This window comes from Mesorhizobium sp. WSM3873 (assembly GCF_001672445.1).
In the GTDB taxonomy this organism is placed as follows: Bacteria; Pseudomonadota; Alphaproteobacteria; order Rhizobiales; family Rhizobiaceae; genus Mesorhizobium.
Window position 1 is genome coordinate 21,538 of sequence record NZ_LYTM01000004.1, and the last position, 24,563, is coordinate 46,100.

Genomic DNA, 24,563 nt, shown 5'->3' on the forward strand with positions numbered 1-24,563 from the left:
CGTCGGAATACTTACTCCGCCTTGACCTCCATCATGCCGGAGGCGGTGCGGGCCGAATATTGCGGCCGGTACATGTCCTCCACCGTCGCCGCCGGATGGGCATAGGTGCCGGGTGTCACGGCGCGCACGACATAGGCCAGCGTGATGTTGCGGTCGCCGTCCCCTTCGTTGGGATTGAAGGCGGCGACGAAGCGGTCGTCGCGGAACTCCAGATGCGCGGCGTCGGTCTGCGCCAGCCAGGAGAAGTTCGACAACTGAGCGCTGGACACCAGGCTCGGATTGTCGATCTCGAAGCCGGCCGGCAACAGATCGGTGATCAGCAGGCGCGAGGGCCATTTGTTCTGCTCATAGACCTTGAGCACGACCACATAGCGTTCGTTCTGCCTCGCCTCGGTGATGTTCGCCTCGGTGCCGTCGAGCCTGTAGTAGGTACGATCGATGGTGAAGCCGTCGCCGCCGGCCGGCAGCGGCTCGACGGGTGCGGCCACCGCGGTGACCACCGCCTGCAGCGCCGTCGTGCCGGTGTTGGCGATGGCGAGCGGGCTGTCGACAAGGTCGTTGCCGGCAACCCGATCGGAATAGCCGCCGGTATGCGGCGCGCCGTTGACAGAAAGCGTGATCGAATTGTTGCCTTCCTTCAGCGCCCTTGCCGCAAGGAGCATCCAGGATTCGTCCTGCGTGCTCGTCCAGCGGGCGTCGGCGCGTTCACGCGCCACCAGCCTGATCAGCTGCGGCACGATGCTCGGCACCGGCTTCGATTCCGCGGCCAGCGCAAGCATCGCCGCGCCGTCACGCAGGGGCGAGCCATAATCGGAGCGATAATAGTCGTATTCGGTGCTTGCCTGCGCCAGCCGCAAGGCCGTCTGGAAAGTCGCCTCCGAACGCTGGGTGTCGCCATAGAGCGCCAGGCTCGCGGCCAGTTGGGCGACAGCCATCGGGCTGGAGAAGGACTCGAGCTGCGTGTCCGAATAGTAGCGCAGATCGCCGATCGAGGCCTTCTTGTTGCGGGCGAGCACATAGAGCGCGTAGGCGATCTCGCTGCCACGATCCTGGACGTCCTGGTCATAACCAAGCGAGTTCTGCAGGTTGTTCAGCGCCTGGTTCATCGCCTGAGCCGGCACGTCGTATTTCTGCTCGCGTGCCCGGGTCAGGAACTCCGTGACATAAGCATCGAGCCAGAGATCGCCGGACCCCGGGCCCCAGAGGCCGAAGCTGCCGCTTGATGCCTGGTAGCTCAGCACCTTGTAGACGGCATCTTGGATGCGCCCATGCAGGTCCGGATCGCTCTCCATGCCGATGCTTTTGGCCATGTCGTTGACATAGAGCAGCGGCAAGGCGCGGCTGGTTGTCTGTTCGGCGCAGCCATAGGGGTAGCGATCGAGCGTCATCAAAAGCGAAGGGACGTCGAAGGCGGCTGCCTGCGAGACGCCGATGCTGACCGAAGCACCGTCGAGCACGCTTGCGGCGAGCAGCTCCTTGTCGACGCGCAAGGCTCCGCCATTGGGCTTCAGGTCGACCACCATGCGGTTGGTGACCGGGAGCTGCGCCGGGCGCACCGGCAGGTAGAGCGTCTGCTCGACCTCCGTTCCGCCGTCATGCGCGAGCTTGACGGTGATCGAAGCGTCGCCCGCCGTCTGCGCGATCAGCGGAAATGAGAGCGCTTGCCGCTTGCCCTGGCTAAGCGTCAGCTTCTCGGGCAGGGGCTTGTCGCCGGTCGAGAGATCGCCGGTCGTGGTGACCGACAGCTTGTAGTCGCCGGCAGGGCCGTCGGTGTCGGCGATGTCGAGACGCATCGTCGCGGCATCGCCAGGCGCCAGGAAGCGCGGCAGGCCGGCGGTGATCATCACCGGATCGCGCACGATGACGTCGGTTTGAGCATGGCCGACGGCCTCTTTGGTCCAGGCGACGGCCATGACGCGCACGGTGCCGTTGAACTGCGGGATGTCGAAATCGATCCGCGCCTTGCCGTTGGCATCGAGCTCGACCGGGCCGGAGAAGAAGGCGACCAGCTTCTCGGTCGGCGGGCTGCCCTGCGACTGCATGTTGGCGCCGTCGCCGCCGGTCCGCAATTTGCCGGTGGTGCCGAGCGAACCGTCGATCAGGCGGCCATAGAGGTCGCGGATTTCCAGACCCAGCATGCGCTGGCCGAAGAACCAGTCCTCCGGATCTGGCGCCTTGTAGTTGGTGAGATTGAGGATGCCGACATCGACGGCCGCGACCATCACATAGGCCTTGCTGCCGGCTTGCGCGCCGCTGACGGCGACCGGGATCGACAGCTGCTGGCGCGGGGCCGTCTTTTCAGGCGGCGTAAGCGCAACAGTGAGCTTTTTCGAACCCGGATCGACGGTCAGCCATTTGACGCCGATTGCGCGGGCCGGCATGCGCGATTCCTGCGCATCGCCGGGCCGGAACAAAGTCGCCGTGACATAGGCGCCGGCGCCCCAGTCGTTGCCGACCGGGATGTCGACGGTGCTGCCGCCGGTCGGCACCGAAGCGGTGACGGTCTTCAACAGCTTCTCGGCGCCGACGGTGACCAGGAGTTCGCCGGCAAAATGCGGCGACACCTTGAGCTTGGCCACCTCGCCGGCGGCGTAAGTGTCCTTGTCGAGAGCGATCTCCAGGCCGTCCGGTGTTTCGGTGGTGGTCGAGGCGACGTACCAGCCGGCGTCGAACTCATAGCTGGTCGCCGGGCCATCGGGGTCGGCCGTCTCGACCTCGAGCCGGTAGCGGCCCCAGTCGACAGGAAGCGACACGGTCGCCTCGCCGTCGGCTTTCAGGTCGATCTGGCCGTTGGCGACGGCCTTGGTGAGGTTCACCGCTTCATAGTTCCAGGAATTGTTCGAACGGTACCACTGGTAATTGCGCTCGACCTTGACCAGCGACCACTGCGCGCCCTTCAGCTCCTCGCGTTTGCCGTTCGGATCGACGGCGATGATGCTGAATTTCGCCGTTCCGCCTTGCGGCACCTCGCCGCCTTCGAAATCCGGGCGGATGCCGATCATCTCCTTTTCCGGCTGGACGGCGATGTCGAGCGAGCGCTCGACGGCACGGCCGCCGGCTTCGCGCATGCGGACTGTGACCTTGGCGTTGATCAGCTTGGTCGTGGAGGGCAGTTGGTCGATCGAGACCGGGAAGGTCGCCTTGCCGTCGTCGCCGACGAGGGGAAGGTTGGCCAAAGGCGTCACCGAAGGTTCGGCCGACTGCTCGTCGGCGAGACCGAAGGTGAAGTCCTTGAACCGATCCCAGCTGTCCGTGGTCGACAGCGTCATCTCGCCTTCGAGCGCGAGGCCGGCGGCCGGCGCGCCATAGAGGAAGCGGCCGTCGACGCTGACATTGGCTGTCTCGCCCTGCGCGATTTCCTTCTTGTCGGCCGTCAAGTCGAACTCGATGCGATCCGGCACGAAGTCTTCGACCAGGAACATATGGCTGGCGACCGGTGCCTGCTTGGGATCGGTGTAGATCGACACCGACCAGGTGCCGCGCATGGCGTTAGGCTCGAGCGACAGATCGACGGCATGGGCGCCGGCGGAAGCGCCGTCGCTGACGATACGGCGGTTCTCGACGCCATCGGGTCGGGTGAAGATGAAGGTCAGCGGCAGGTTCTCGACCGCCTTGGCGGCGCCGTCGCGCGCAAGGGCGGCGACATGGACGTCTTCGCCGGCGCGGTAGATGCCGCGCTCGGTCCAGGCATAGACGTCGAGCGCGCCGGGCGCGGCACGCCCGGCAACGCCGCGGTCCGACAGATCGAAACCGGCGCGGCCCATGTCGAGGAAGACGAAGTCGTTGTCGCCCTGCTTGGCCATCAGCACCGCCGGCACCATGCCGCCTTCGCCGCGCGTCAGGCCGGGGTTGAAAACGGCATGGCCCTCGGCGTCGGACGTCGCCGTGCCGAGGATTTCATTGTTCTTGGCAAGCAGCGTCAGTTCGGCGCCGGCAATCGGCTTGGCAGAGCCCAGCGAGCGGGCAAAGACGTTGAGACCGTCCTGGCCGGTATAAGTGGACAGACCGATGTCGGACACGACGAACCACTGGGTGGCGCGCGAACCATAATCGTCGCTCTTGTCGTCGACCGGCTGGGCGGTCAGCACATAGACGCCGGGCTTGCGCTGCGGGATCGCTTCGTCGACCGGGAAGGAGGTGGTGACCTCCTTGTTGAGGTCGTTGGCGATGTCGAGCGTGCCTTCCCAGACCGGCTCGCCCATCTGGTCGGAAATGGTGGAAATGTCGTAGCCGTCGAGCTGATGCAGGAACTGGTAGCCGGACAGAAGCTGCGCCAGCGATCGGTCGCCGATGCGGTAGAGCTTCATCTTGGCGGCGCTCATGTTGACGGTGACGACCGGAATGCCGCGGCGGGCGCCGGCCGGCAGCACGAAGCTGTCGCCGGTGAAGCGGGCGGACGGGGCGCGGTCCTGGACATAGATCGACAGCACGACCGGAGCGGCAATCGTCTCGCCGATCGCGGCCGGCAGACCGGCGCGGAAGGTCACGTCATAGTGCTGGCCATGTTCAAGCCCTTCGACGCAGATCTGCTTGTCCTTGGCTTCGACAGCCTTGGGAGCGGCATTGTCGACGGTGACGAACTGCGAATAGTCGACGCCGGTCTTCACCAAGTCCTCGGAGAACTGGGCGCAGATGCGCGGCGAAGAGGAATCGGCATCGACGGAATGGTCGATGACGCGGAAACCCTTGCGTGCCTTGAGGTCGGCGTAGTCGGCCTGCACGGCTGGCGAGTTCACCAGCGCAAGGCTCGCCTCATAGGCCTGAATGGCCGGCCGGAAAAGGTCGCGCTTGTCGAGGCCGGCGGCAAGCAGCGCCAGCGCCTCGGCGCGGGTCTTTGCCGTGCGCACCAGCTTATAGGCGTTGAAGGCCGCCGAGGTGACGTTTGCCGGCAGGGTAGAGGGTTCGGAGGTGTTGGAAGCCGGCTGCACGCCGAGCGTCTCGCGCGCCAGCGCCAGCCAGAGCGCGCCGTCGTCGGGCAGGACAGACAGCGCCGCCTGGTATTTCTGCATGGCCAGGCGATGGTCGCCGGTCAGCGCTGCCTGCTCGGCCGCGGCTTGAAGTGCGGCCAGCCCTTCGGTCGGCTTGTCATAGGCCGGATCGGTCAGCTTGTTGCGGAACTGCTGGGCCTGATCGGCCATCCAGTTGGGGAAGAAGGCAAGTGGAGGCGGCGCGCCGATATCGGGGTCGCCATCGACGTTTGCGACTTTGCCGGCGACTGCGCCGCTGAAGGGTTTCAGCTGATTGTAGTCGGATTTGAGAAAGCACCATTTGGCCTTGGTGTTGTAGGTGAAGGCGCGGCAGGCGGGATCGCCGAGGCACGTGGTCTTGCATTGGTCGAGGCTGACATTCTGGTCGGACCTGAGGTCGAAACCGAAATAGTCGGAGTTGTCGGTCGTCACGATTCGCCGGGCTTCGGCCGCTTGCGCGGCCCCGCTCAAGGCAAAGAACAGAAGAACGAGGAAAGAGAGACCACGAGCCGCGCGCATTGCCATATCACCCTCCCGACATTGCAGCGTCCGGCCATGATCAAGCATCAAATAGGCTTGTCAACGCCGAACGCGGCAGGTTTTCAACCCGCCAACGGTTTCCATGCCGGCCACAGGCCGGTATTTCGACAGAACCTCCATGGGACAAGGGTTCACGCTTTCTTGCGAAGGCGCAAAAGGTGTGAATTCCAAGCCCGGTCTATTTCAGACAATTGGATTGTGGCCCCTTTACGAGCGTTTCAGAACTTCATTCCAATTTTAGTTTTGTCGTCTAGGTTAGCGTAATGCCGGCGTATGAAACGCAGATGTCAGGAGGGATCGCGCCAGGGCGCGGGCTTCCGCGCGCCCTGCTTTTGGCGCTCGTCTGCGCGGCCATGCTCGCCGGCGAAGCGCGGCCGGCGGCTGCTTTCGAGATTTTCGGCATCAAGCTTTGGGGCTCGTCCAAGGACGAGGATGCCGACATCGTCGATCCGCTGCGCTATTCGGTGACCATTGACGCTCCCGATGCCGACAAGGATCTGGTCAAGAAGCTGGAAGATGCCTCGGCGCTCAAAAATGACGAGGAGCATCCGGTATCGGGGTCGCTCGGCTTGATGGCCAAGGCGCGCAGCGACCGCGAGCAACTCGTTGCCGCCCTTTATGCCGACGCCCGCTACGAGGGCGTGGTCACCATCACCATAGAGGGCAAGTCCATCGACGAACTGCCGCCGGACGCCGAATTCAAGGGGCCGCAGCCCATTCCGGTGGTCGTCAGCATTGCCGCCGGGCCGAAATTCACCCTCGGCGACATCAGACTGAAAGGCGACGCGGCCGGCCTGGCGAGCGCCGATTTCGGCCTGATCGCGGGCGGCGACGCCAGTTCGGGTGCCGTGCTCAAGGCCGAAGCGGCGATCGTGCGAGCGCTCAAGGAGGAGGGCAGGCCGCTAGCCAAGGTGACGGATCGCGAGATCGTCGCAGACCATGACACCTCGACGCTCGACGTGACACTGACGGTCGCGGCCGGCCCGGTCGCCGGCTATGGCGACACCACCGTCGAGGGCACCGAAAAGGTCGATCGCGACTTCACCGAATACATGACCGACCTAAAGCGGGGCCAGCAATATTCGCCGCAAGAGATTGACGATGCCCGCGATCGGCTGCTCGGGCTCGAAGTCTTCAACAGCGTGACCATCAAGGAGGGCGAGAGCCTCGACGCCCAAGGTAACATTCCGATCGACGTCCAGGTGAGCGAGCGCAAGCCGCGCTTTTTCGGCGTCGGCGGCACGTTTTCGAACACGGAAGGACTGGGGCTCGAAGGCTATTGGGGCCACCGCAACCTGTTCGGCCAGGCAGAGAAGCTGCGCATCGACGGCTCCATCAGCGGCATCGGCAGCAACAGCATTTCCGCGCTCAACTACAATGCCGGCATCATGTTCGAGAAGCCGGGGGTGCTCGGGCCGACATCGAAGTTCTTCACCGGCGTCAAGACCGTGTTGGAGCACCCCGACGCCTATGACCATTTCTCGGTCAAGGGCGACGTTGGAGTCTCCTACGACCTCGACAAGAGGCAGCGGGTCTCGGCTGAATTCGACCTCGACTACTCGAGGATCACCGACGCCTTCGGCAAGCACACCTATCTGATCGCCAGCATTCCGCTGCAATATGTCTATGACAGCCGCGACAACAAGCTCAACCCGACCAGGGGTTTCCGGGCGCTCGCCTATGCCGAGCCGAGCTACGACATTTTGAACGGCGCGACGTTCCTCAAGCTGAAGGGCGAAGGCTCGGCTTACCAGTCGCTCGATACGGCGAGCAAATTCATCCTCGCCGAACGGGCCACGCTCGGCTCGATCGTTGGCACGGGGCTGCAGAATGTTCCGGCCGACAGGCGCTTCTATTCCGGCGGCGGCGGCTCGGTGCGCGGCTATGCCTATCAAGGTATCGGCCCGAAGGACATCGACGGCCAGCCGATCGGCGGCCTGTCCCTGTTCGAGACCTCGGTCGAGATGCGCATGGCCGTCACCGACACGATCGGCATCGTTCCGTTCGTCGATGCCGGCACGGTCTCGACCAAATCCTTCCCCGATTTCTCCGACGTCAAGGTCGGCGCCGGCGTCGGTCTGCGCTATCTTACGCCATTCGGGCCGCTGCGCATCGACGCCGCCGTGCCGCTCAACCGCGATCCGGGCGATCCGCATTTCGGCCTCTATGCCGGCATCGGTCAGGCGTTCTGATGATGAGGATATTCTGGCGCATCCTTCGTATCTGCCTTTACACGCTGCTCCTGCTGCTGGTGGTGGCGATCGGCGCGCTCGGCGTGCTGACCGGCACCGAAGGCGGCCGTCAGAATCTCGCCGGTCTGATCTCGAAGCTGGCCTCGACCGAGGACCGCAAGATCACCGTCAGCGGTATCGAAGGCATCTGGTCCGGTCAGCTCAGGCTCGATCATGTCGTGCTGGAGGATCGCACGGGGCCCTGGCTGGTGGCGCGCAAGGTGGCGCTCGACTGGTCACCGACGGCGCTTTTGTCGCGCAACTTCAACGCCGATCGCATCGAAGCCGAGCGGATCGAGTTGGCGCGGCTGCCACAAGCCGGCCAACAGCCGTCGCAAGGCGCATCGAACAGTCTGCCGGTCTCGATCGACGTCAAAGAGATCGAGCTGCCGGAGATCGCGCTCGGGCAAGAGCTCGCCGGCAGCGGCATTGCCGAACTTGCCGCCAAGGGTTCGCTCAAGGCCGATCCATCGCCGCTGGCGATCGACACGGTGCTCAAAGTCGCCCGCCGCGACGGCAAGCAGGGCAATGTCGACGCCAAGGTCCGTTTCGCGCCGGCCGACAACAAGCTCGACCTCGATCTCAAGGCATCAGAGCCGGCCGGCGGCATCATCGCCAATTTGCTCAAGCTCCCCGATGCGCCGCCCGTCGATATCGTCGTCTCCGGCACGGGGCCGCTCGCCAATTGGAACGGCATCGGCACCTTCGTCGTCGACCGTCAGATCGTCGCCCAGCTCACCGGCCGCCATCAGTTGAGCGACAAGGGCCACTATATCGAGGCCAAAGGCGACGGCGAATTCGAGCGCTTCCTGCCCGAGAAGTTCAAGTCGCTGTTTGCCGGCAAGACGAACTTCGACGTGGCCGGGACGGCGACCACGACAGGCGGGATCGATATCGAGCGCGCAATTGTAGAGAGCGGCGCCGTGCATGGCACGGCCACCGGCAATGTCGACCCGACGGGCGCCAGCGATCTTGCCGTCGAGCTCTCCGCCAAGGACAAGCCCGTCACCATCGACGTCGGCACCAGCGCGGTGCCGATCCTGGTCGCGGTCGAGAAGGCGACCGCACGCGCCTTTGGCGACGGCAAGGCGGCGATAGTCGACATCGGCACCTCGTTGGCCTCGATCGCCGTCGGCGGCACGCAGCTCAACAATGTGACGGGACAGGTCCATTCCGACGGCTTCGACGTCGCGACCCGCACCGGGCCGGTCAATGTCAAGCTCGCGGCCGCCGGTCTGAAGACCGACGTGGCGACCCTGGCGCCGCTGGTGACGGGCAAGCTAGCCGCCGATCTCGCCGGTTCGATCAGCCGAGACACCGTAACCGTCGACCAGGGCACGTTGCGCAGCGATGCGCTCAATGCCGCGCTGACCGCCGGCGTCTCGCTCGCCGATCTGTCGATGACGCTGAAAATGAACGCCGACGCCGTATCGAAGGCGCTGCCGCCGCAGATCAGCTCGCTGCTTGGCGACCGGGTGAAATTCTCGGCTACCGCGACCCGGGATCCGGAAGGCGCTTTCGCGGCCAACGAGCTGGAGCTCACCTCGGGCTCGCTCAGCGCCAGCGGCACGGCCAGCGCGCAAGGCTCGGACATCCAGGCAAACGTAAAGGGAACGCTGGGCGATGTATCGGCGCTGTCGTCGCTGGCGGGCACGCCGCTTGCCGGCGGGGTCAATTTCGCGCTGACCGCCAGCGGTCCGCGCTGGGCGCCGGATTTCTCGGTGTCGGCCGACAGCGCGAGCCTGACGGCGGCCGGCCGCACGGTGAAGGACATCAAGCTCTCGGCGAAGGGCAAGGCGGACATCGCCAACCCCTCGGCCGATATCTCGCTGACGGGCAGCGTCGAGGAACAGCCGCTCGACATCGAGGCGTCGTTGGTGACCGCCGCCGGCAAGCGCGCGATCAGGGGGCTCAGCCTTGCACTCGGCGACAACAAGGTTTCGGGCGACCTCGCGCTTGACGAAGCGTTCCTGCCGCTCGGCACGCTGACGCTGGCCGTTCCCGATGTCGGTCCGCTGGCGGCGCTTGGCGGCCAGACGGCGACCGGCGATATCAACGGCACGATCGCTTTCGCCAAGGATGGCGCGGCTCCGAACCTCACCATCAATGCGGCCAGCACATCGATCGCGCGCGGCGAACTGGCGGCGAAAGCGATCACCGTCAACGCGCTGATCGCCAATTATCTCAAGGGACCGGCAATATCGGGCACGATCAAGGCCGACAGCGTCACTTCCGGCAAGACGGTGGTCAGCGGTATCGGCATCGACCTGAAGCGCGACGGCGACTGGACCAATTTTTCCGGCGGCGCGACGGCATCCGGCATTCCGGCCACCGCGACCGGGCGCGTGAAGATCGCCGACGGCAAGACCAGCGTCGAGATCGCGTCCGGCGAAGCGACCCTGCGCGGCATCAAGGCGGCGATCGCCGAGCCGTCGCGCCTTGCAATCGCCAACGGCGTCGCCAGTGTCGAGAAGCTTGCGCTCAATCTCGGCGGCGGCTCGGCGACCATTTCCGGCAGCGCCGGCCAGATCCTCGACCTGACGGCCAATTTCGCCAGCCTGCCTGCGGCGCTCGCCAATGATTTCGTGCCGGGCCTGGATGCTGCCGGAACGCTGGAAGGCACGGCACACCTCACGGGGCCGTCGGCCAATCCCGATATCGAGTTCGACGCCAAGCTTGCCGGCGCCGAGACCAGCCAGACCCGCCAGGCCGGACTTGGGCCGCTCAATCTGGATGCCGCCGGCAGCTACGGTCTGGCGAGCGGCCTGGCCCTGGACCATGCAGCGCTTGCGGGCGACAAGATTTCCGGCAACGCCGCCGGCACCTTGAATCCGAACGGCGTCAGCGATTTTTCGCTCGATCTGACGTCATCCGGGCCCAGCCTGCCGCTGACGATCGGCAGCGCCGAAAGCCCGGTCAAGATCGAGGTCCAGTCCTTGTCGGCAAAAATAGCCGGCCAAAGCACGCAGGCTCGCCTCGAGGCTTCCGCGATCCTGCCTTCGGTTGCCGCCAGCCAGGTGAATGTGGACGGCCTTGCCGTTGCGCTGCATTCGGATGCGTTCGATCTCAAGGGCAGAGCAGGCCCGGTCTCCGGGACGGTGTCGATCGACAGGATCGGCCTGGACAATCCGATGATCGCGCCGTTGGTTGCCGGCAAGGTCACGGCCGAGGTCAATGGCCGTTTGACGAGCGACGCCGTTGCCGTCAACAGCGGCTCGCTCAAGAGCGATGCGCTCAACAGCCAGGTCGCCGGCCGCATGTCGCTGCGCGACGGCGCCGTCGACCTCAATGTGAACGCCAATGTCGCTTCTTCCGCCTTGCCGGCGGCGGTGCGCGGCATGTTGGGCGAGAGCGCGCAATTGAGCGCCGCGCTGAAACGCGACGCCAACGGCAACGTCAATGTCTCCGGCTTGAAGCTCAACTCGGGCGCGCTGAGCGCCGACGGGCAGGCGAGCCTTGCCGACAACAAGCTTGCCGCCGACATCAGGGGGGCGTTGAGCGACGTTTCGCTGCTGTCGAAAGACGCCAAGGGCGCCATCGCTTTTGGCCTGAATGCGCAAGGTCCGATCATGGCGCCCGACCTTGCGCTGACGGTGAACAGCGACAGGCTGTCCGTGGCAGCGCGCGAGATCACCGGATTGAAACTCACCGCGACAGGCAAGGCCGATGCCGCCAATCCGGCGGCCGATGTGCAACTGACCGGCAATGTCGCCGGACAGCCGCTGCAGGCCAATGCGGTGCTTGCCACCGCCAATGGCAAGAGCGCGATCAACGGGCTTCTGCTGTCGCTGGGACCGAACAAGATCTCGGGCGACCTCGCGCTCGACGATCAATTCCTCCCGGTTGGCACGCTGACGCTGGCCGTCCCCGATGTCGGCCCGCTGGCGGCGCTGGGTGGCCAGACGGCGACCGGCGATATCAACGGCACGATCGCCTTCGCCAAGGATGGCGCGGCTCCGAACCTCACCATCAATGCGGCCAGCACATCGATCGCGCGCGGCGAAGTGGCGGCGAAGGCGATCACCGTCAACGCGCTGATCGCCAATTATCTCAAGGGACCGGCAATATCGGGCACGATCAAGGCCGACAGCGTCACTTCCGGCAAGACAGTGGTCAGCGGTATCGGCATCGACCTGAGGCGCGACGGCGACTGGACCAATTTTTCCGGCGGGGCGACGGCATCCGGCATTCCGGCCACCGCGACCGGGCGCGTGAAGATCGCCGACGGCAAGACCAGCGTCGAGATCGCGTCCGGCGAAGCGACCCTGCGCGGCATCAAGGCGGCGATCGCCGAGCCGTCGCGCCTTGCAATCGCCAACGGCGTCGCCAGTGTCGAGAAGCTTGCGCTCAATCTCGGCGGCGGCTCGGCGACCATTTCCGGCAGCGCCGGCCAGATCCTCGACCTGACGGCCAATTTCGCCAGCCTGCCTGCGGCGCTCGCCAATGATTTCGTGCCGGGCCTGGATGCTGCCGGAACGCTGGAAGGCACGGCACACCTCACGGGGCCGTCGGCCAATCCCGATATCGAGTTCGACGCCAAGCTTGCCGGCGCCGAGACCAGCCAGACCCGCCAGGCCGGACTTGGGCCGCTCAATCTGGATGCCGCCGGCAGCTACGGTCTGGCGAGCGGCCTGGCCCTGGACCATGCAGCGCTTTCGGGCGACAAGATTTCCGGCAACGCCGCCGGCACCTTAAATCCGAACGGCGTCAGCGATTTTTCGCTCGATCTGACGTCATCCGGGCCCAGCCTGCCGCTGACGATCGGCAGCGCCGAAAGCCCGGTCAAGATCGAGGTCCAGTCCTTGTCGGCAAAAATAGCCGGCCAAAGCACGCAGGCTCGCCTCGAGGCTTCCGCGATCCTGCCTTCGGTTGCCGCCAGCCAGGTGAATGTGGACGGCCTTGCCGTTGCGCTGCATTCGGATGCGTTCGATCTCAAGGGCAGAGCAGGCCCGGTCTCCGGGACGGTGTCGATCGACAGGATCGGCCTGGACAATCCGATGATCGCGCCGTTGGTTGCCGGCAAGGTCACGGCCGAGGTCAATGGCCGTTTGACGAGCGACGCCGTTGCCGTCAACAGCGGCTCGCTCAAGAGCGATGCGCTCAACAGCCAGGTCGCCGGCCGCATGTCGCTGCGCGACGGCGCCGTCGACCTCAATGTGAACGCCAATGTCGCTTCTTCCGCCTTGCCGGCGGCGGTGCGCGGCATGTTGGGCGAGAGCGCGCAATTGAGCGCCGCGCTGAAACGCGACGCCAACGGCAACGTCAATGTCTCCGGCTTGAAGCTCAACTCGGGCGCGCTGAGCGCCGACGGGCAGGCGAGCCTTGCCGACAACAAGCTTGCCGCCGACATCAGGGGGGCGTTGAGCGACGTTTCGCTGCTGTCGAAAGACGCCAAGGGCGCCATCGCTTTTGGCCTGAATGCGCAAGGTCCGATCATGGCGCCCGACCTTGCGCTGACGGTGAACAGCGACAGGCTGTCCGTGGCAGCGCGCGAGATCACCGGATTGAAACTCACCGCGACAGGCAAGGCCGATGCCGCCAATCCGGCGGCCGATGTGCAACTGACCGGCAATGTCGCCGGACAGCCGCTGCAGGCCAATGCGGTGCTTGCCACCGCCAATGGCAAGAGCGCGATCAACGGGCTTCTGCTGTCGCTGGGACCGAACAAGATCTCGGGCGACCTCGCGCTTGACCAAGCGTTCGTGCCGGTGGGCACCGTGTCGCTCGATCTTCCTGACATAGGGCCGCTGGCGGCGCTTGCGCTAGAAAAGGCGGAAGGCGACGTCCGCGGCGCGATCGCCTTCTCGAAGGCCGGCAACGCACCGAACGTCGCCGTCAAGGCAACGACGGCGGCGATCAGGCGCGGCGACCTCTCGGCCAAAAAAGTCGCCGTCGACGCCCAGATCGCCAATTACCTCGCAGCACCTGTCATCTCCGGCAAGATCCGCGCCGACAGCGTGACCTCCGGCGGCACTGCCGTTACCGGCATCGATGTCGACCTGAAGCGCGATGGCGACTGGACCGCCTTTTCCGGCGGCGCCACCGTGAAGAACATTCCGGCGAAAGCGGCCGGCCGGGTGAAAGTGGCGAACGGCACGACGACCGTCGAGCTCGCGTCGGGCCAAGCGACGGTGCAAGGCATCAAGGCGGCGATCGCGCAGGCCTCGATCGTGACCATCGCCAACGGCGCGACGACGCTCGACCGGCTGGTGCTCAATCTCGGCGGCGGCACGGCGACGGTGACGGGCAAGGTCACGCAGACGCTCGACATCAACGCCAATCTGGCCCGGGTGCCGGTCTCGCTCGCAAACAGTTTCTCGCCTGGCCTCGATGCGGCAGGCTCGATCTCGGGCACGGTCAAGGTCTCCGGCGCGCCGGCCACTCCGACGGTCGCCTTCAATGTCGATGCTTCGGGCGTGCAGACTTCGCAGACGCGGGGCGCAGGCCTCGGCGGCATGAACGTATCCTCGTCGGGAACCTTTGCCGGCAGCAAGCTTGCCTTCGACGCCAACATCAGCGACGGCGCCGGCCTTGGTCTCAAGGGCGGCGGCACGGTGACGACGGCAGGCGGGCCGACCCTGACGCTCGATTTCAAAGGCAAGGTGCCGTTTTCCTTCCTTGCCTCGAAACTCGCCGTGCAAGGCCTGGCGCTCAACGGAACCGCCAATGTCGACGTGCAGGTGCGCGGTCCTGTATCCGCGCCGGTGATCAGCGGCAAAGTCACGACGTCGGGCGCCCGTCTCATCGACGCGCGCTCCGGGCTGGCGGTCAACGACATCGGGGCCGACGTGTCGATCGGCGGCGGCGTCGCCAGGATCAATCGCCTGACGGGCACGTTGTCGACGCGCGGCAACCTTTCGGCGAGCGGCACCGTCGGCATCACGCCGGCGCAAGGTTTTCCGGCCGACCTGTCGATAAAACTCACCGACGCTCGCTACACCGACGGCAGGGTGGTGACCGCCAATCTCGGCGGCGACCTGACCATCAAAGGCCCGCTCGTGTCGGCGCCGGTGATCGCCGGCACCATCAATCTGGCGAGGACGGTCATCACCGTGCCGGACAAACTGCCCGGTTCGCTCTCGGAGTTGGATGTGAAGCATAAGAACCCGCCGCGCGCGGTGCGCGCGCAGGACAGGGCGCTGAACCCGCCGACATCCAGCAGCGGCGGCAGCAGCGGCAGTGGCCTTGTCCTCGACGTGACGGTCAACGCACCGAATCAGATCTTCATCCAGGGCAGGGGCGTCGACGCCGAGCTAGGCGGCTCGCTGAAGCTGACCGGCCCGGCATCCTCGCCGCAGGCCGTCGGAACCTTCACCTTGCAGCGCGGCCGGCTGACGATCCTTGCCAAGCGGCTGACCTTCACCGAGGGCACGGTCGGGTTCCAGGGTTCGCTTGTGCCTTACCTCAACCTGACCGCGACCACGACGACCAGCAGCGCCACCGTCACCATCGTCGTTTCGGGCGAGGCGACCAACCCGAAGTTCAACTTCTCCTCCGCACCGGCGCTGCCAGAGGACGAGGTTCTGGCGCAACTGATCTTCGGCCGCTCGATGTCCAATCTCTCGCCGCTGCAGATCGCCCAGCTTGCCGACGCGGCCGCGCAATTGGCCGGCGCCGGCGGCACGACCTCGCTGCTGGACAATCTACGCAGCGCGATCGGCATCGACGATCTCGACGTGACGACCGACGAGAAGGGCGGCACCGCGGTTTCGGCCGGCAAGTACCTCAACGACCGTACCTATGTGACAATCCAGAAGGGCGACAAACCGGGCTCCGGCAAGGCGACGATCGATCTCAACGTCGGGAGGGGCGTGAAGCTGCGCGGCGAGGCCAACGACGCGGGCGAAGCCAAGGGCGGCGTCTTCTACGAACGCGAATATTGACGGTGTTGCCCGCCCCGGCGGGCTGAAGCGGACTTTTGGCGCGCCCGCGACGCCCTGTCCGCCGACAATGTCTTGATTTGATTGCCCTGTTAATTTTTGGAAATGTGCTGTGGACTAACAAATTTGCGTCAAGGCTGTCGCTATCACGCCAACCGGGCCCATTCCAAAGTTGCACATTCCCCACCATGTTCCAATTCCAAACCGGCTTTTGACATCACGGCCTGGATGCGGAATGTTAAAAGGCAGAAAGCCAAACAATGGGAGTCAGTCATGGCAATCTACAAAAGTAACGGTGACCGCGTTCCGGACCACATCCTGGCGATGGCCGAAGCGGCCAAGTCGGGCACGGTGGACCGCCGTGAATTCCTGGCTTTGGCCAGCGTTTTCGGTGCATCGACGGCAATGGCTTACGGCATGCTCGGTCTCGCCGTGCCGACGCCGGCCAAGGCCGAGGACGTGCAGGGCAAGAAGGGCGGCGTGCTGAAGGTCGCCATGTCGATCAAGGATCCCAAGGATCCACGCACCGCCGACTGGTCGGAAATTGCGAACGCCGAGCGCCAGGCGCTCGAGCCGCTGGTGAAGTACACGAAGGAGTACACCTTCGCGCCTTACCTGCTGGCAAGCTGGGACATCAACGACGACGCCACTGAATACACGCTGCATGTGCGGCCAGGCGTCGAATGGAATAACGGCGACAAGTTCACCGCCGACGACGTGATCTACAATTTCACCCGCTGGGCCGACAAGGCAGCGGAAGGCAACTCGATGCCTGGCCGCCTCGGCAGCCTGGTCGACGACGGCACCAAGAAGCTGCGCGAAGGCTCCGTGGTCAAGGTCGACGACATGACGGTCAAGCTCAAGCTGAGCAAGCCCGACATCGCGATCATCCCGAACATGTGCGATTACCCGGCACTGGTCGTGCACAAGACCTTCGATGAGAAGGGCGCCAACTTCAAGAATTGCCCGATCGGCACCGGCCCGTTCGAGCTTGTCTCCTACGATGTCGGCCAGAAGGTGGTCTACAAGCGCCGCGAGACCGGCAAGTGGTGGCAGGGCGAAGCTTTCCTCGATGGTGTCGAGTTCATCGATTACGGCACCGATCCGGCGGCGACGGTTTCGGCTTTCGAATCCGGCGAAGTCCAGACCAACCACGAAACGACCGCCGACTACATCAAGATCATCGCTGATGTCGGCGCGCCGGTTTCGGAGGTCGTCACGGCGGCCACCGTGGTGTCGCGCTTCAACATCACCCACAAGCCCTATGACAACCAGAAGGTTCGTCAGGCGATGTTGCTTGCGGTCGACAACGCCACGGTGCTGCAGCTCGGCTACGGCAATGCCGGCACCCCGGCTGAAAACCACCATGTCGCGCCGATCCATCCGGAATATGTCAAGCTGCCCGAGGTCAAGCGCGACATCGCCAAGGCCAAGCAGATGCTGACGGAAGCCGGCGTGATCGATTTCGAGCACGAACTGATCAGCAACGACGAAGACTATCACAAGAACACCACGGACGCGATCGCGGCCCAGCTGCGCGAAGCGGGCATCAAGGTGAAGCGCACCGTGCTGCCGAGCTCGACCTTCTGGAACGACTGGACGAAGTATCCCTTCTCGCAAACCAACTGGAACATGCGCCCGCTGGGCATCCAGGTCATCTCCATCGCCTATCGCTCCGGCGAAGCGTGGAACGAGACGGCCTACGCCAATCCCGACTTCGACAAGAAGGTCAACGAGGCGCTCGGCATCGCCGATGCGGAGAAGCGCAAGGTTGTGATGAAGGACATCGAGCAAACCCTGCAGGATTCCGGCATCATCATCCAGCCTTACTGGCGCAAGCTCTACATCAACATCAAGCCCGAGGTGAAGAACCACTCGATGCACCCGACCTATGAGCACGACTTCGGCAAGGTCTGGCTCGAACAGGCGTGATCCTTTTGCGATAAATATGAGGGGCGTCAGCCCCACGTATTTGCAGCTTCGTCGCCGTTGCGTATTGTGCAACGGTGGCGGAGCCTCACAAGGTATCCGACACAGGGTTGAACCTATCTGACCCCAACCCGGCCGGCAGGGGAGCGCGCATGTTCTCATTCATTGCCAGACGCATCGGCACGATTCTGCTCACGATGCTATGCCTGACGCTGGTCGTCTTCTTTCTCGTCAATCTCGAGCCCAACTTGAAGAAGCTGGCGATCAGCCAGACCGAGATGCACACGTCGGCCGAACAGCTCGAAAGCTGGCTGGCCAATCACGGCTACCGGCAGAACTTCTTTGCGCGCTACGGCCAATGGCTGGGCGTCCTGCCCAAGCAGCCGATCACCGATCCTGCCACCGGCAAGGTGACGCAGCGCTTCTCCTTCTGCAACGACCCGGTCGAGCCGAAATTCTCCGGCGTGCTGCAGGGCGATTTCGGCTGTTCGACCAAGTTCAAGACGACGGTCGCGGCCAAGCTGTTTCCGGCACTCGGCGCCACCGGCATATTGATGTTCTGGGTGCTGGCGGTGATGGTGCCGATCTCTTTGCTCATCGGCATCCTTGCCGGCATGCGCGAAGGCTCGCGAACGGACCGGACCCTGTCGGTGGCCTCGATCGCCTCGACGGCGACGCCCGAATATGTGTCGGGCGTCATCTTCACCGTCATCTTCGCCTCATGGTTGGGCTGGCTGAACGGCTCGGCGGCATCCGCCAGCCAGGGCATCACCTTCTACAATTTCACCCTGCCGGTGATCACGCTGGCGATCTACGGCACCGGCTATATCGCACGCATGACACGGGCCTCGATGGTCGAGGTGATGACGCAGCAGTATATCCGCACGGCCCGCCTCAAGGGGCTCTCCTTCGGCAGTGTGGTGATCAAGCATGCGCTACGCAACGCGCTGATCGCGCCTTTCACCGTCATCATGCTGCAGTTCCCGTGGCTGCTCACCGGCGTCGTCATCGTCGAGGTGATGTTCCGCTACCAGGGTTTCGGCTACACGCTGGTCGAGGCCGCCGGCAACAACGACATCGACCTTCTGCTCGGCTGCTCGCTGGTCTCGGTGTTCATCGTGCTGATCACCCAACTCATCTCGGATGTCGGCTACGCGTTTCTCAATCCGCGCATCAGAGTTCAATAGGGGGCAGGGCGGATGCAGATCGAATATATCGGTGCCTTCGATGTCGTGCTCGGCGTCCTTTGGCGCTTCTGGCCGGTATGGGTCGCGCTAGTCCTGGTGATGGGCGTTAGCTTTACCTACAAGAAGAAGCTCGGGCTCTACGGCCAGCTCTTTGACAGCGGCGTCGGCATTGCCGGCGTCGGCATCTGCCTGTTCTGGCTGTTCACGGCGATCTTCGCCTCGACCATCTCGCCTTTCGATCCGCTGGCCCAGGTGTCGATCATGAAGGATACGCTGCCCGGCGCGATCGAGCCGACTTCGAAGCTCGTCTACTATTTCGGCGGCGACAAGCTCGCCCGCGACGTGTTCTCGCGCATGGTCTATGGCAGCCAGATCGTGCTGATCATCGCGCCGGCGGCGACCGGTTTTGCGCTGATGGTCGGCATCACGCTCGGCCTGCCGGCCGGTTACTACGGCGGCAAGATCGACACGGTGCTGTCGTTCCTCGCCAATCTGGTGCTGGCCTTCCCGGTGATCCTTTTGTTCTACCTGCTGGTGACGCCAGGCATCATGGATACGCCTATCCCGTACGCCCTGGCGGGGCTGTTCTTCCTGTTCCCGATCATCTTCTTCTGCGTGCTGTTCTGGACCCGCTACAAGAACCGACCGGACCGGCTCTATATCCTGCTCGGCCTGACGCTCGTCATCGGGGGCTGGATCTATACGGGCCTCGTCTTCGACAAGGATCCGCTGAGGATCGTCCACATCGATCCCAACCAGCTCAACATTTTCGTGGCGGTGGTGTTCGCTTCCAGCCCCGGCGTGTTCCGCATCGTGCGCGGGCTGACCATGGATATCAAGACGCGCGACTACGTGGCGGCGGCGCAGACACGCGGTGAATCGCCCTGGTACATCATGCTGTGGGAAATCCTGCCCAATGCACGCGGACCGCTGATCGTCGATGCCTGCCTGCGCATCGGCTATACGACGATCCTGCTCGGCACGCTGGGTTATTTCGGCCTGGGGCTGGCGCCCGAGAGTCCCGACTGGGGCACCGCGATCAAGGATGCCAGCCGGCTCTTGCGCTCCTTCATCCACCCGGCGCTGCCGCCGACGATCGCGCTGATGTCGTTCGTGCTGGGCCTGAACCTTTTGGCGGATTCGCTGCGCGAACAGTCGATGAAGGATTGATGGCGGGGCTTCGGGCCCCATCTTCCAGGAAGCAAGGATTGGAGCGACCCATGAACGAGGCAGTTCGAGATCCAGCCAAGACGACCAATGGGCCGATCATCGAGATCGAGAACCTCTCGATCTCCTTCTTCACCCGCAAGGGCGAGATCCCGGCGGTGATGGACTTTTCCTGCACGGTCATGCCCGGCGAGGCGATGGGCATCGTCGGCGAATCCGGCTGCGGCAAGTCGACCGTGTCGCTCGGCATCATGCGCGACCTCTCAAACATCGGAAAGATCGTCGGCGGCCGCATCAAGTTCCAGGGCAGGGACATGGGCGAGATGTCCGACGAGGAGCTTCGGGCGATCCGCGGCAACAAGATCGCCATGATCTATCAGGAGCCGATGGCGAGCCTCAATCCGGCGATGAAGGTCGGCCAGCAATTGATGGAAGTGCCGCTGATCCACGACAAGGTCTCGAAGGAAGAGGCCCATAACCGTGCACTGGAGATGGTGCGCGCGGTCAAGCTGCCCGATCCGGAGCGCATGATGCGCTCCTATCCCCACCAGCTTTCGGGCGGCCAGCAGCAGCGCATCGTCATCGCCATGGCGCTGCTGTCGAAACCGGCGCTGCTGCTCCTCGACGAGCCGACGACGGCGCTCGACGTCACCGTCGAGGCCGGCATCGTCGAACTGGTCAAGGGGCTGGGCCAGAAGTTCGGCACCTCGATGATCTTCGTGTCGCACAATCTCGGCCTCATTCTCGAGACCTGCGACAAGATCACGGTGATGTATTCCGGCGAGGCGGTCGAGACCGGCAAGATCGAGGACGTGTTCGACCGGATGCGCCACCCCTATACGCAAGGGCTGTTCCGCTCGATTCCGCTGCCTGGCGCCGACAAGAATTCGCGGCCGCTGATCTCCATTCCCGGCCAATTGCCGCTGCCGCATGAGCGGCCGAAGGGATGCAATTTCGGACCCCGCTGTCACCATTTCGTCGAGGGCGTCTGCAACGCCGCCGAAATTCCGATGGTTGCCGTCGAGGGGCATGAGGGCCATTTCTCGCGCTGCGTGCGCTTTAACGAGATCGACTGGGAAGCGCTGCCGCCCGGCGCCAAGAAGGTCAACGAAAAGGTCGAGCCCGGCGCGCCGGTGCTCAAGATCGACAATCTCAAGAAGTACTACAAGGTCGGCGGCAGCGAGGTGTTCGGCTCGAGCGAAGGCCGCGTCGTCAAGGCCAACGAGACGATTTCGTTCACCGCGCGCGAGTCCGAAACGGTCGCAATCGTCGGCGAGTCCGGCTGCGGGAAATCGACGCTCGCCAAGGTGCTTTTGGGGCTTGAGACCGCAAGCTCGGGCACCGTGACGCTGGGCAACAAGGAGATCCAGTCTACCGGCATCGAGAGCCGCAATGTCGAGACAGTGTCGTCGATCCAGATGGTTTTCCAGAACCCGTTCGACACGCTGAACCCCAGCCATACGGTCGGCTCGCAGATCATCCGCACGCTGGAGAAGTTCAATGTCGGCAAGACCGTCGCCGAGCGGCGCAAGCGCATGCTGGAGCTGCTCGACCTGGTGAAGCTGCCGCGGGCCTTCGAGACCCGCAAGCCGCGCCAGCTCTCAGGCGGCCAGAAGCAGCGCATCGGCGTGGCCCGCGCCTTCGCTGGCGACGCCAAGGTGGTGGTGGCCGACGAGCCGGTTTCGGCGCTCGACGTCTCGGTGCAGGCGGCGGTGACCGAACTCTTGATGGACATCCAGCGCAAGAACAAGACGACCATGTTGTTCATCAGCCACGACCTGTCCGTGGTGCGCTACATCGCCGACCGCGTCGTCGTCATGTATCTCGGCTATATCGTCGAGCAGGGCACGACGGACCAGATCTTCTCGCCGCCCTACCATCCCTACACGGAAGCGCTGCTCTCGGCGATCCCGATCGCCGACACCAGCGTGGTCAAGAAGCACATCGTGCTCGAAGGCGATATCCCATCGGCGATGAACCCGCCGACCGGATGCCCCTTCCAGACGCGCTGCGGCTACAAGAAGCTGGTGCCGGACAATCTGTGCGAGACGACGGTGCCGCCGGTGAAGAATCTCGGCAACGGCCATATGAGCCTGTGCTGGCTGTCGGACGATGTCTTGGCGAAGATGGAGCCGGTCATCAAGTTCGACAAGGAGCATGCGGCACATGAAGGCGTGCCGGACGACGCGCCGCACGGCACCGGGCCGGGTTTTGCCGGCACCCCGCCCAAGCGCCCGAGGGGCAAGAGGCCGAAGCCGAACTAAAACTTCGCCGGGTCCCGGCCTCAGCTCCCACATTGCCGCAACTGGGCGGCGTAGTCGCGGGCCATTTGGTCGGTGGCGCGCGCGTAGTTCTGCACGCCGGCATCGCCGCGATTGCCGCGTCCGTAGGCCGACCAGCCGAGATAGTAGGCGAGATAGAGACTGTAGGTGTCGTTGCGGGCGACGCCGAAGCTGTCGACAGTCTTGGAATGATACCAGCCGACGAAGTCGATGGCGTCGGCGAAACGGCTGCGGCGCGCTGCCCAGTTGCCGGTCTCCATCTGATATTGCGACCAGGTGCCGTCCAGCGCCTGCGAATAGCCCGCGGCGGTGGAGACATGCTTCCAGGGAATGAAGCCGAGGAGCTTGGTGCGCGGCGGCCGGGCGTTGCTCTTGAAGCCGGATTCCTTGCGCACCGTCGCCATCAGCACCGGAACGGGAATGCCGTATTTTTGTTCGGTGCGCTCGGCGGCGGACTGCCAGTTGTCGAACCAGCCGTCATTCTGGTCGAAGACGGCGCAGACATTGTTGATGTGGCTGGGCGCCGTCGCGCAGGCCGAAAGCGCCAGCAGCACAGAGACACCGACAATTTTACTAAAACTCGAGCTAGGCATCGGCAGACGAATAGGCCGAAATCATAAACGGAGTCTTTCGAGCTTCCTTAACGCCGGCCGAGGCGCCTCGACCCTGGCTCTATCGATATTTCGACGTCGTTCGTCGTATTTGTCTTCATCAGAATGAAAAAATGCCGCCTTGACTAAAATCACGCCGGCAAATGGCGAATTCCTGACAGCTCGCGCCTGAGGTCGGCGCTCTGATAGACGCATGACCGAACCAAGACGAAAACGCGGCGCCGAACGGACCAGCAACCGCGGGCCGGCCGCCATTCCGCAGCTGCCGCCACGGCGCGTGGTCAACCCTTATCCGCCGATGGCGGTGCTTTCGGCCGACCAGATCGAGGCCATTCATCAGGCCTCGATGCATATTCTCGAAAATTTCGGCATCGAGGTGATGAGCCCGCGAGCGCTCGCGCTGTTCGAACGCGCCGGCGCGAAGGTCGATCACAGCTCGATGAATGTGCGCCTCGATCGGGGCATGGTCGACGAAGCGCTGAAGACGACACAGGCCGGCTACACACTTACGCCACGCAACCCGGCTCACGCCGTTTATCTCGGCGGCAACACGATCAACTTCACGCTGGTGGCCGGGCCGCCCAATGTGCACGACATGGAGCGCGGCCGCCGCGCCGGCAATCTCGCCGACTATTGCGATCTCGTCCGGCTGGCGCAGCATTTCAACTGCATCCACATGCTGGGGAACCAGGTCTGCGCGCCGATCGAGCTGCCGGCGAATTCGCGGCACCTCGACACCTACTTCGCCAATCTGACGCTGACCGACAAATGCTTCCATGTCTCGGCGATCGGCCGGGGCAGGGCGCTGGACGGCATCGAGATGATGGCGATCGCGCGTGGCTTGACTCTCGACCAGATCGGCCGGGATCCCGGCGTCACCACCATCATTTCCGTCAACTCGCCGCGCCGCTTCGACGAGATGATGGCCGAAGGGCTGATGACCATGGCCGAGTTCGGCCAGTCGGTGGCGGTGACGCCGTTCACGCTGATGGGCGCGATGAGCCCGGTGACGCTTGCCGGCGCGCTGGCGCAGCAAAATGCCGAGGCACTGTTCGGCATCGTGCTGACCCAGTTGGTGCGGCCCGGCGCGCCGGTGATGTATGGCGCCTTCACTTCCAATGTCGACATGAAGTCCGGCGCGCCGGCCTTCGGCACGCCGGAGAACACCAAGGCCAACATCGCCTCCGGGCAATTGGCGCGGCGCTACAATCTGCCGTACCGCACGACGCCGGGCTCGGCGTCCAATGCCGCCGATGCGCAAGGCGCCTACGAGACGCTGATGGCGCTGTGGGGTGCCGTGCTTGGCCACGGCAACCTCGTCTATCATGCCGCCGGCTGGCAGGAGGGCGGACTGACGGCCTCATTCGAAAAACTCATCATCGATGTCGAGATGATGCAGCACATGATGGAATTCCTGCGACCGATCGTGGTCGACGAAGGCGAATTGGCGGTCGACGCATTGGGCGCCGTGCCCACCGGCGGCCACTTCTTCGGCGAGCCGCATACGCTTGAACGCTATGCCACCGCCTTCTATCAGCCGATGCTCTCCAACTGGCAGAACTACGAGGCTTGGCAGGAGGCCGGCGCGCTTGACACGACGGCGCGCGCGACCCGGCTCTGGAAGAAGGCGCTGGGAGAGTACGTTCAGCCGACAATGGACCCAGCCGTGCGCGAGGCACTTGAAGTCTATATGGCGCGCCGCAAGGAAGCGATCGGGCAGGGCGAGCCGTGACGGTTTTGGAACGCTGGCGCCGCCCCTCATCCGCCTT

Annotated in this window: 9 protein-coding genes; 7 read left to right on the plus strand and 2 right to left on the minus strand. The window is 64.3% G+C overall.

Annotated elements, in window-relative coordinates; genetic code table 11:
- Positions 1 to 11: 11 nt before the first annotated feature.
- A complete protein-coding gene (locus tag A9K71_RS03780; RefSeq protein ID WP_066990555.1) occupies positions 12 to 5,492 on the minus strand; it encodes an alpha-2-macroglobulin family protein in 5,481 nt (1,826 codons plus the stop codon).
- Between the two features lie 278 nt (positions 5,493 to 5,770).
- Between A9K71_RS03780 and A9K71_RS03785 the strand changes: the two genes are divergently transcribed.
- The 6 genes from A9K71_RS03785 to A9K71_RS03810 all read left to right on the plus strand — a co-directional run bounded on the left by A9K71_RS03785 (position 5,771) and on the right by A9K71_RS03810 (position 22,165).
- Positions 5,771 to 7,699: an autotransporter assembly complex family protein gene (locus A9K71_RS03785; RefSeq protein WP_066990558.1), complete on the plus strand. Its 1,929-nt coding sequence runs from the start codon at positions 5,771 to 5,773 to the stop codon at positions 7,697 to 7,699.
- Entirely contained in the window at positions 7,699 to 15,621 is a 7,923-nt protein-coding gene (locus tag A9K71_RS29755) for a translocation/assembly module TamB domain-containing protein (RefSeq protein ID WP_082980327.1), read from the plus strand. Before A9K71_RS03785 ends, A9K71_RS29755 begins: the two co-directional genes overlap by 1 nt.
- A gap of 270 nt (positions 15,622 to 15,891) precedes the next feature.
- Positions 15,892 to 17,550, plus strand: coding sequence for an ABC transporter substrate-binding protein (locus A9K71_RS03795; RefSeq protein WP_066990561.1), 1,659 nt, complete (start codon positions 15,892 to 15,894; stop codon positions 17,548 to 17,550).
- A gap of 149 nt (positions 17,551 to 17,699) precedes the next feature.
- Positions 17,700 to 18,734 carry an ABC transporter permease gene (locus A9K71_RS03800; protein WP_066990563.1) on the plus strand — a complete coding sequence of 345 codons (1,035 nt, stop codon included), beginning with the start codon at positions 17,700 to 17,702 and terminating at the stop codon, positions 18,732 to 18,734.
- A gap of 12 nt (positions 18,735 to 18,746) precedes the next feature.
- Entirely contained in the window at positions 18,747 to 19,904 is a 1,158-nt protein-coding gene (locus A9K71_RS03805) for an ABC transporter permease (RefSeq protein WP_066990564.1), read from the plus strand.
- 50 nt (positions 19,905 to 19,954) lie between these two features.
- A complete protein-coding gene (locus A9K71_RS03810; RefSeq protein ID WP_066990565.1) occupies positions 19,955 to 22,165 on the plus strand; it encodes an ABC transporter ATP-binding protein in 2,211 nt (736 codons plus the stop codon).
- Positions 22,166 to 22,185: 20 nt separating this feature from the next.
- Here the strand turns inward: A9K71_RS03810 and A9K71_RS03815 are convergent, their stop codons facing one another.
- A complete protein-coding gene (locus tag A9K71_RS03815) occupies positions 22,186 to 22,776 on the minus strand; it encodes a transglycosylase SLT domain-containing protein (RefSeq protein ID WP_066990569.1) in 591 nt (196 codons plus the stop codon).
- A gap of 211 nt (positions 22,777 to 22,987) precedes the next feature.
- Between A9K71_RS03815 and A9K71_RS03820 the strand changes: the two genes are divergently transcribed.
- Positions 22,988 to 24,526: a trimethylamine methyltransferase family protein gene (locus tag A9K71_RS03820; protein WP_066990572.1), complete on the plus strand. Its 1,539-nt coding sequence runs from the start codon at positions 22,988 to 22,990 to the stop codon at positions 24,524 to 24,526.
- Positions 24,527 to 24,563 lie beyond the last annotated feature (37 nt).

Coding starts and splice junctions, on each gene's coding strand:
- A9K71_RS03780 (WP_066990555.1), bottom strand. CDS start 5,492: ATGGCAATGCGCGCGGCTCGTGGTCTCTCTTTCCTCGTTCTTCTGTTC.
- A9K71_RS03785 (WP_066990558.1), top strand. CDS start 5,771: ATGCCGGCGTATGAAACGCAGATGTCAGGAGGGATCGCGCCAGGGCGC.
- A9K71_RS29755 (WP_082980327.1), top strand. CDS start 7,699: ATGATGAGGATATTCTGGCGCATCCTTCGTATCTGCCTTTACACGCTG.
- A9K71_RS03795 (WP_066990561.1), top strand. CDS start 15,892: ATGGCAATCTACAAAAGTAACGGTGACCGCGTTCCGGACCACATCCTG.
- A9K71_RS03800 (WP_066990563.1), top strand. CDS start 17,700: ATGTTCTCATTCATTGCCAGACGCATCGGCACGATTCTGCTCACGATG.
- A9K71_RS03805 (WP_066990564.1), top strand. CDS start 18,747: ATGCAGATCGAATATATCGGTGCCTTCGATGTCGTGCTCGGCGTCCTT.
- A9K71_RS03810 (WP_066990565.1), top strand. CDS start 19,955: ATGAACGAGGCAGTTCGAGATCCAGCCAAGACGACCAATGGGCCGATC.
- A9K71_RS03815 (WP_066990569.1), bottom strand. CDS start 22,776: ATGCCTAGCTCGAGTTTTAGTAAAATTGTCGGTGTCTCTGTGCTGCTG.
- A9K71_RS03820 (WP_066990572.1), top strand. CDS start 22,988: ATGACCGAACCAAGACGAAAACGCGGCGCCGAACGGACCAGCAACCGC.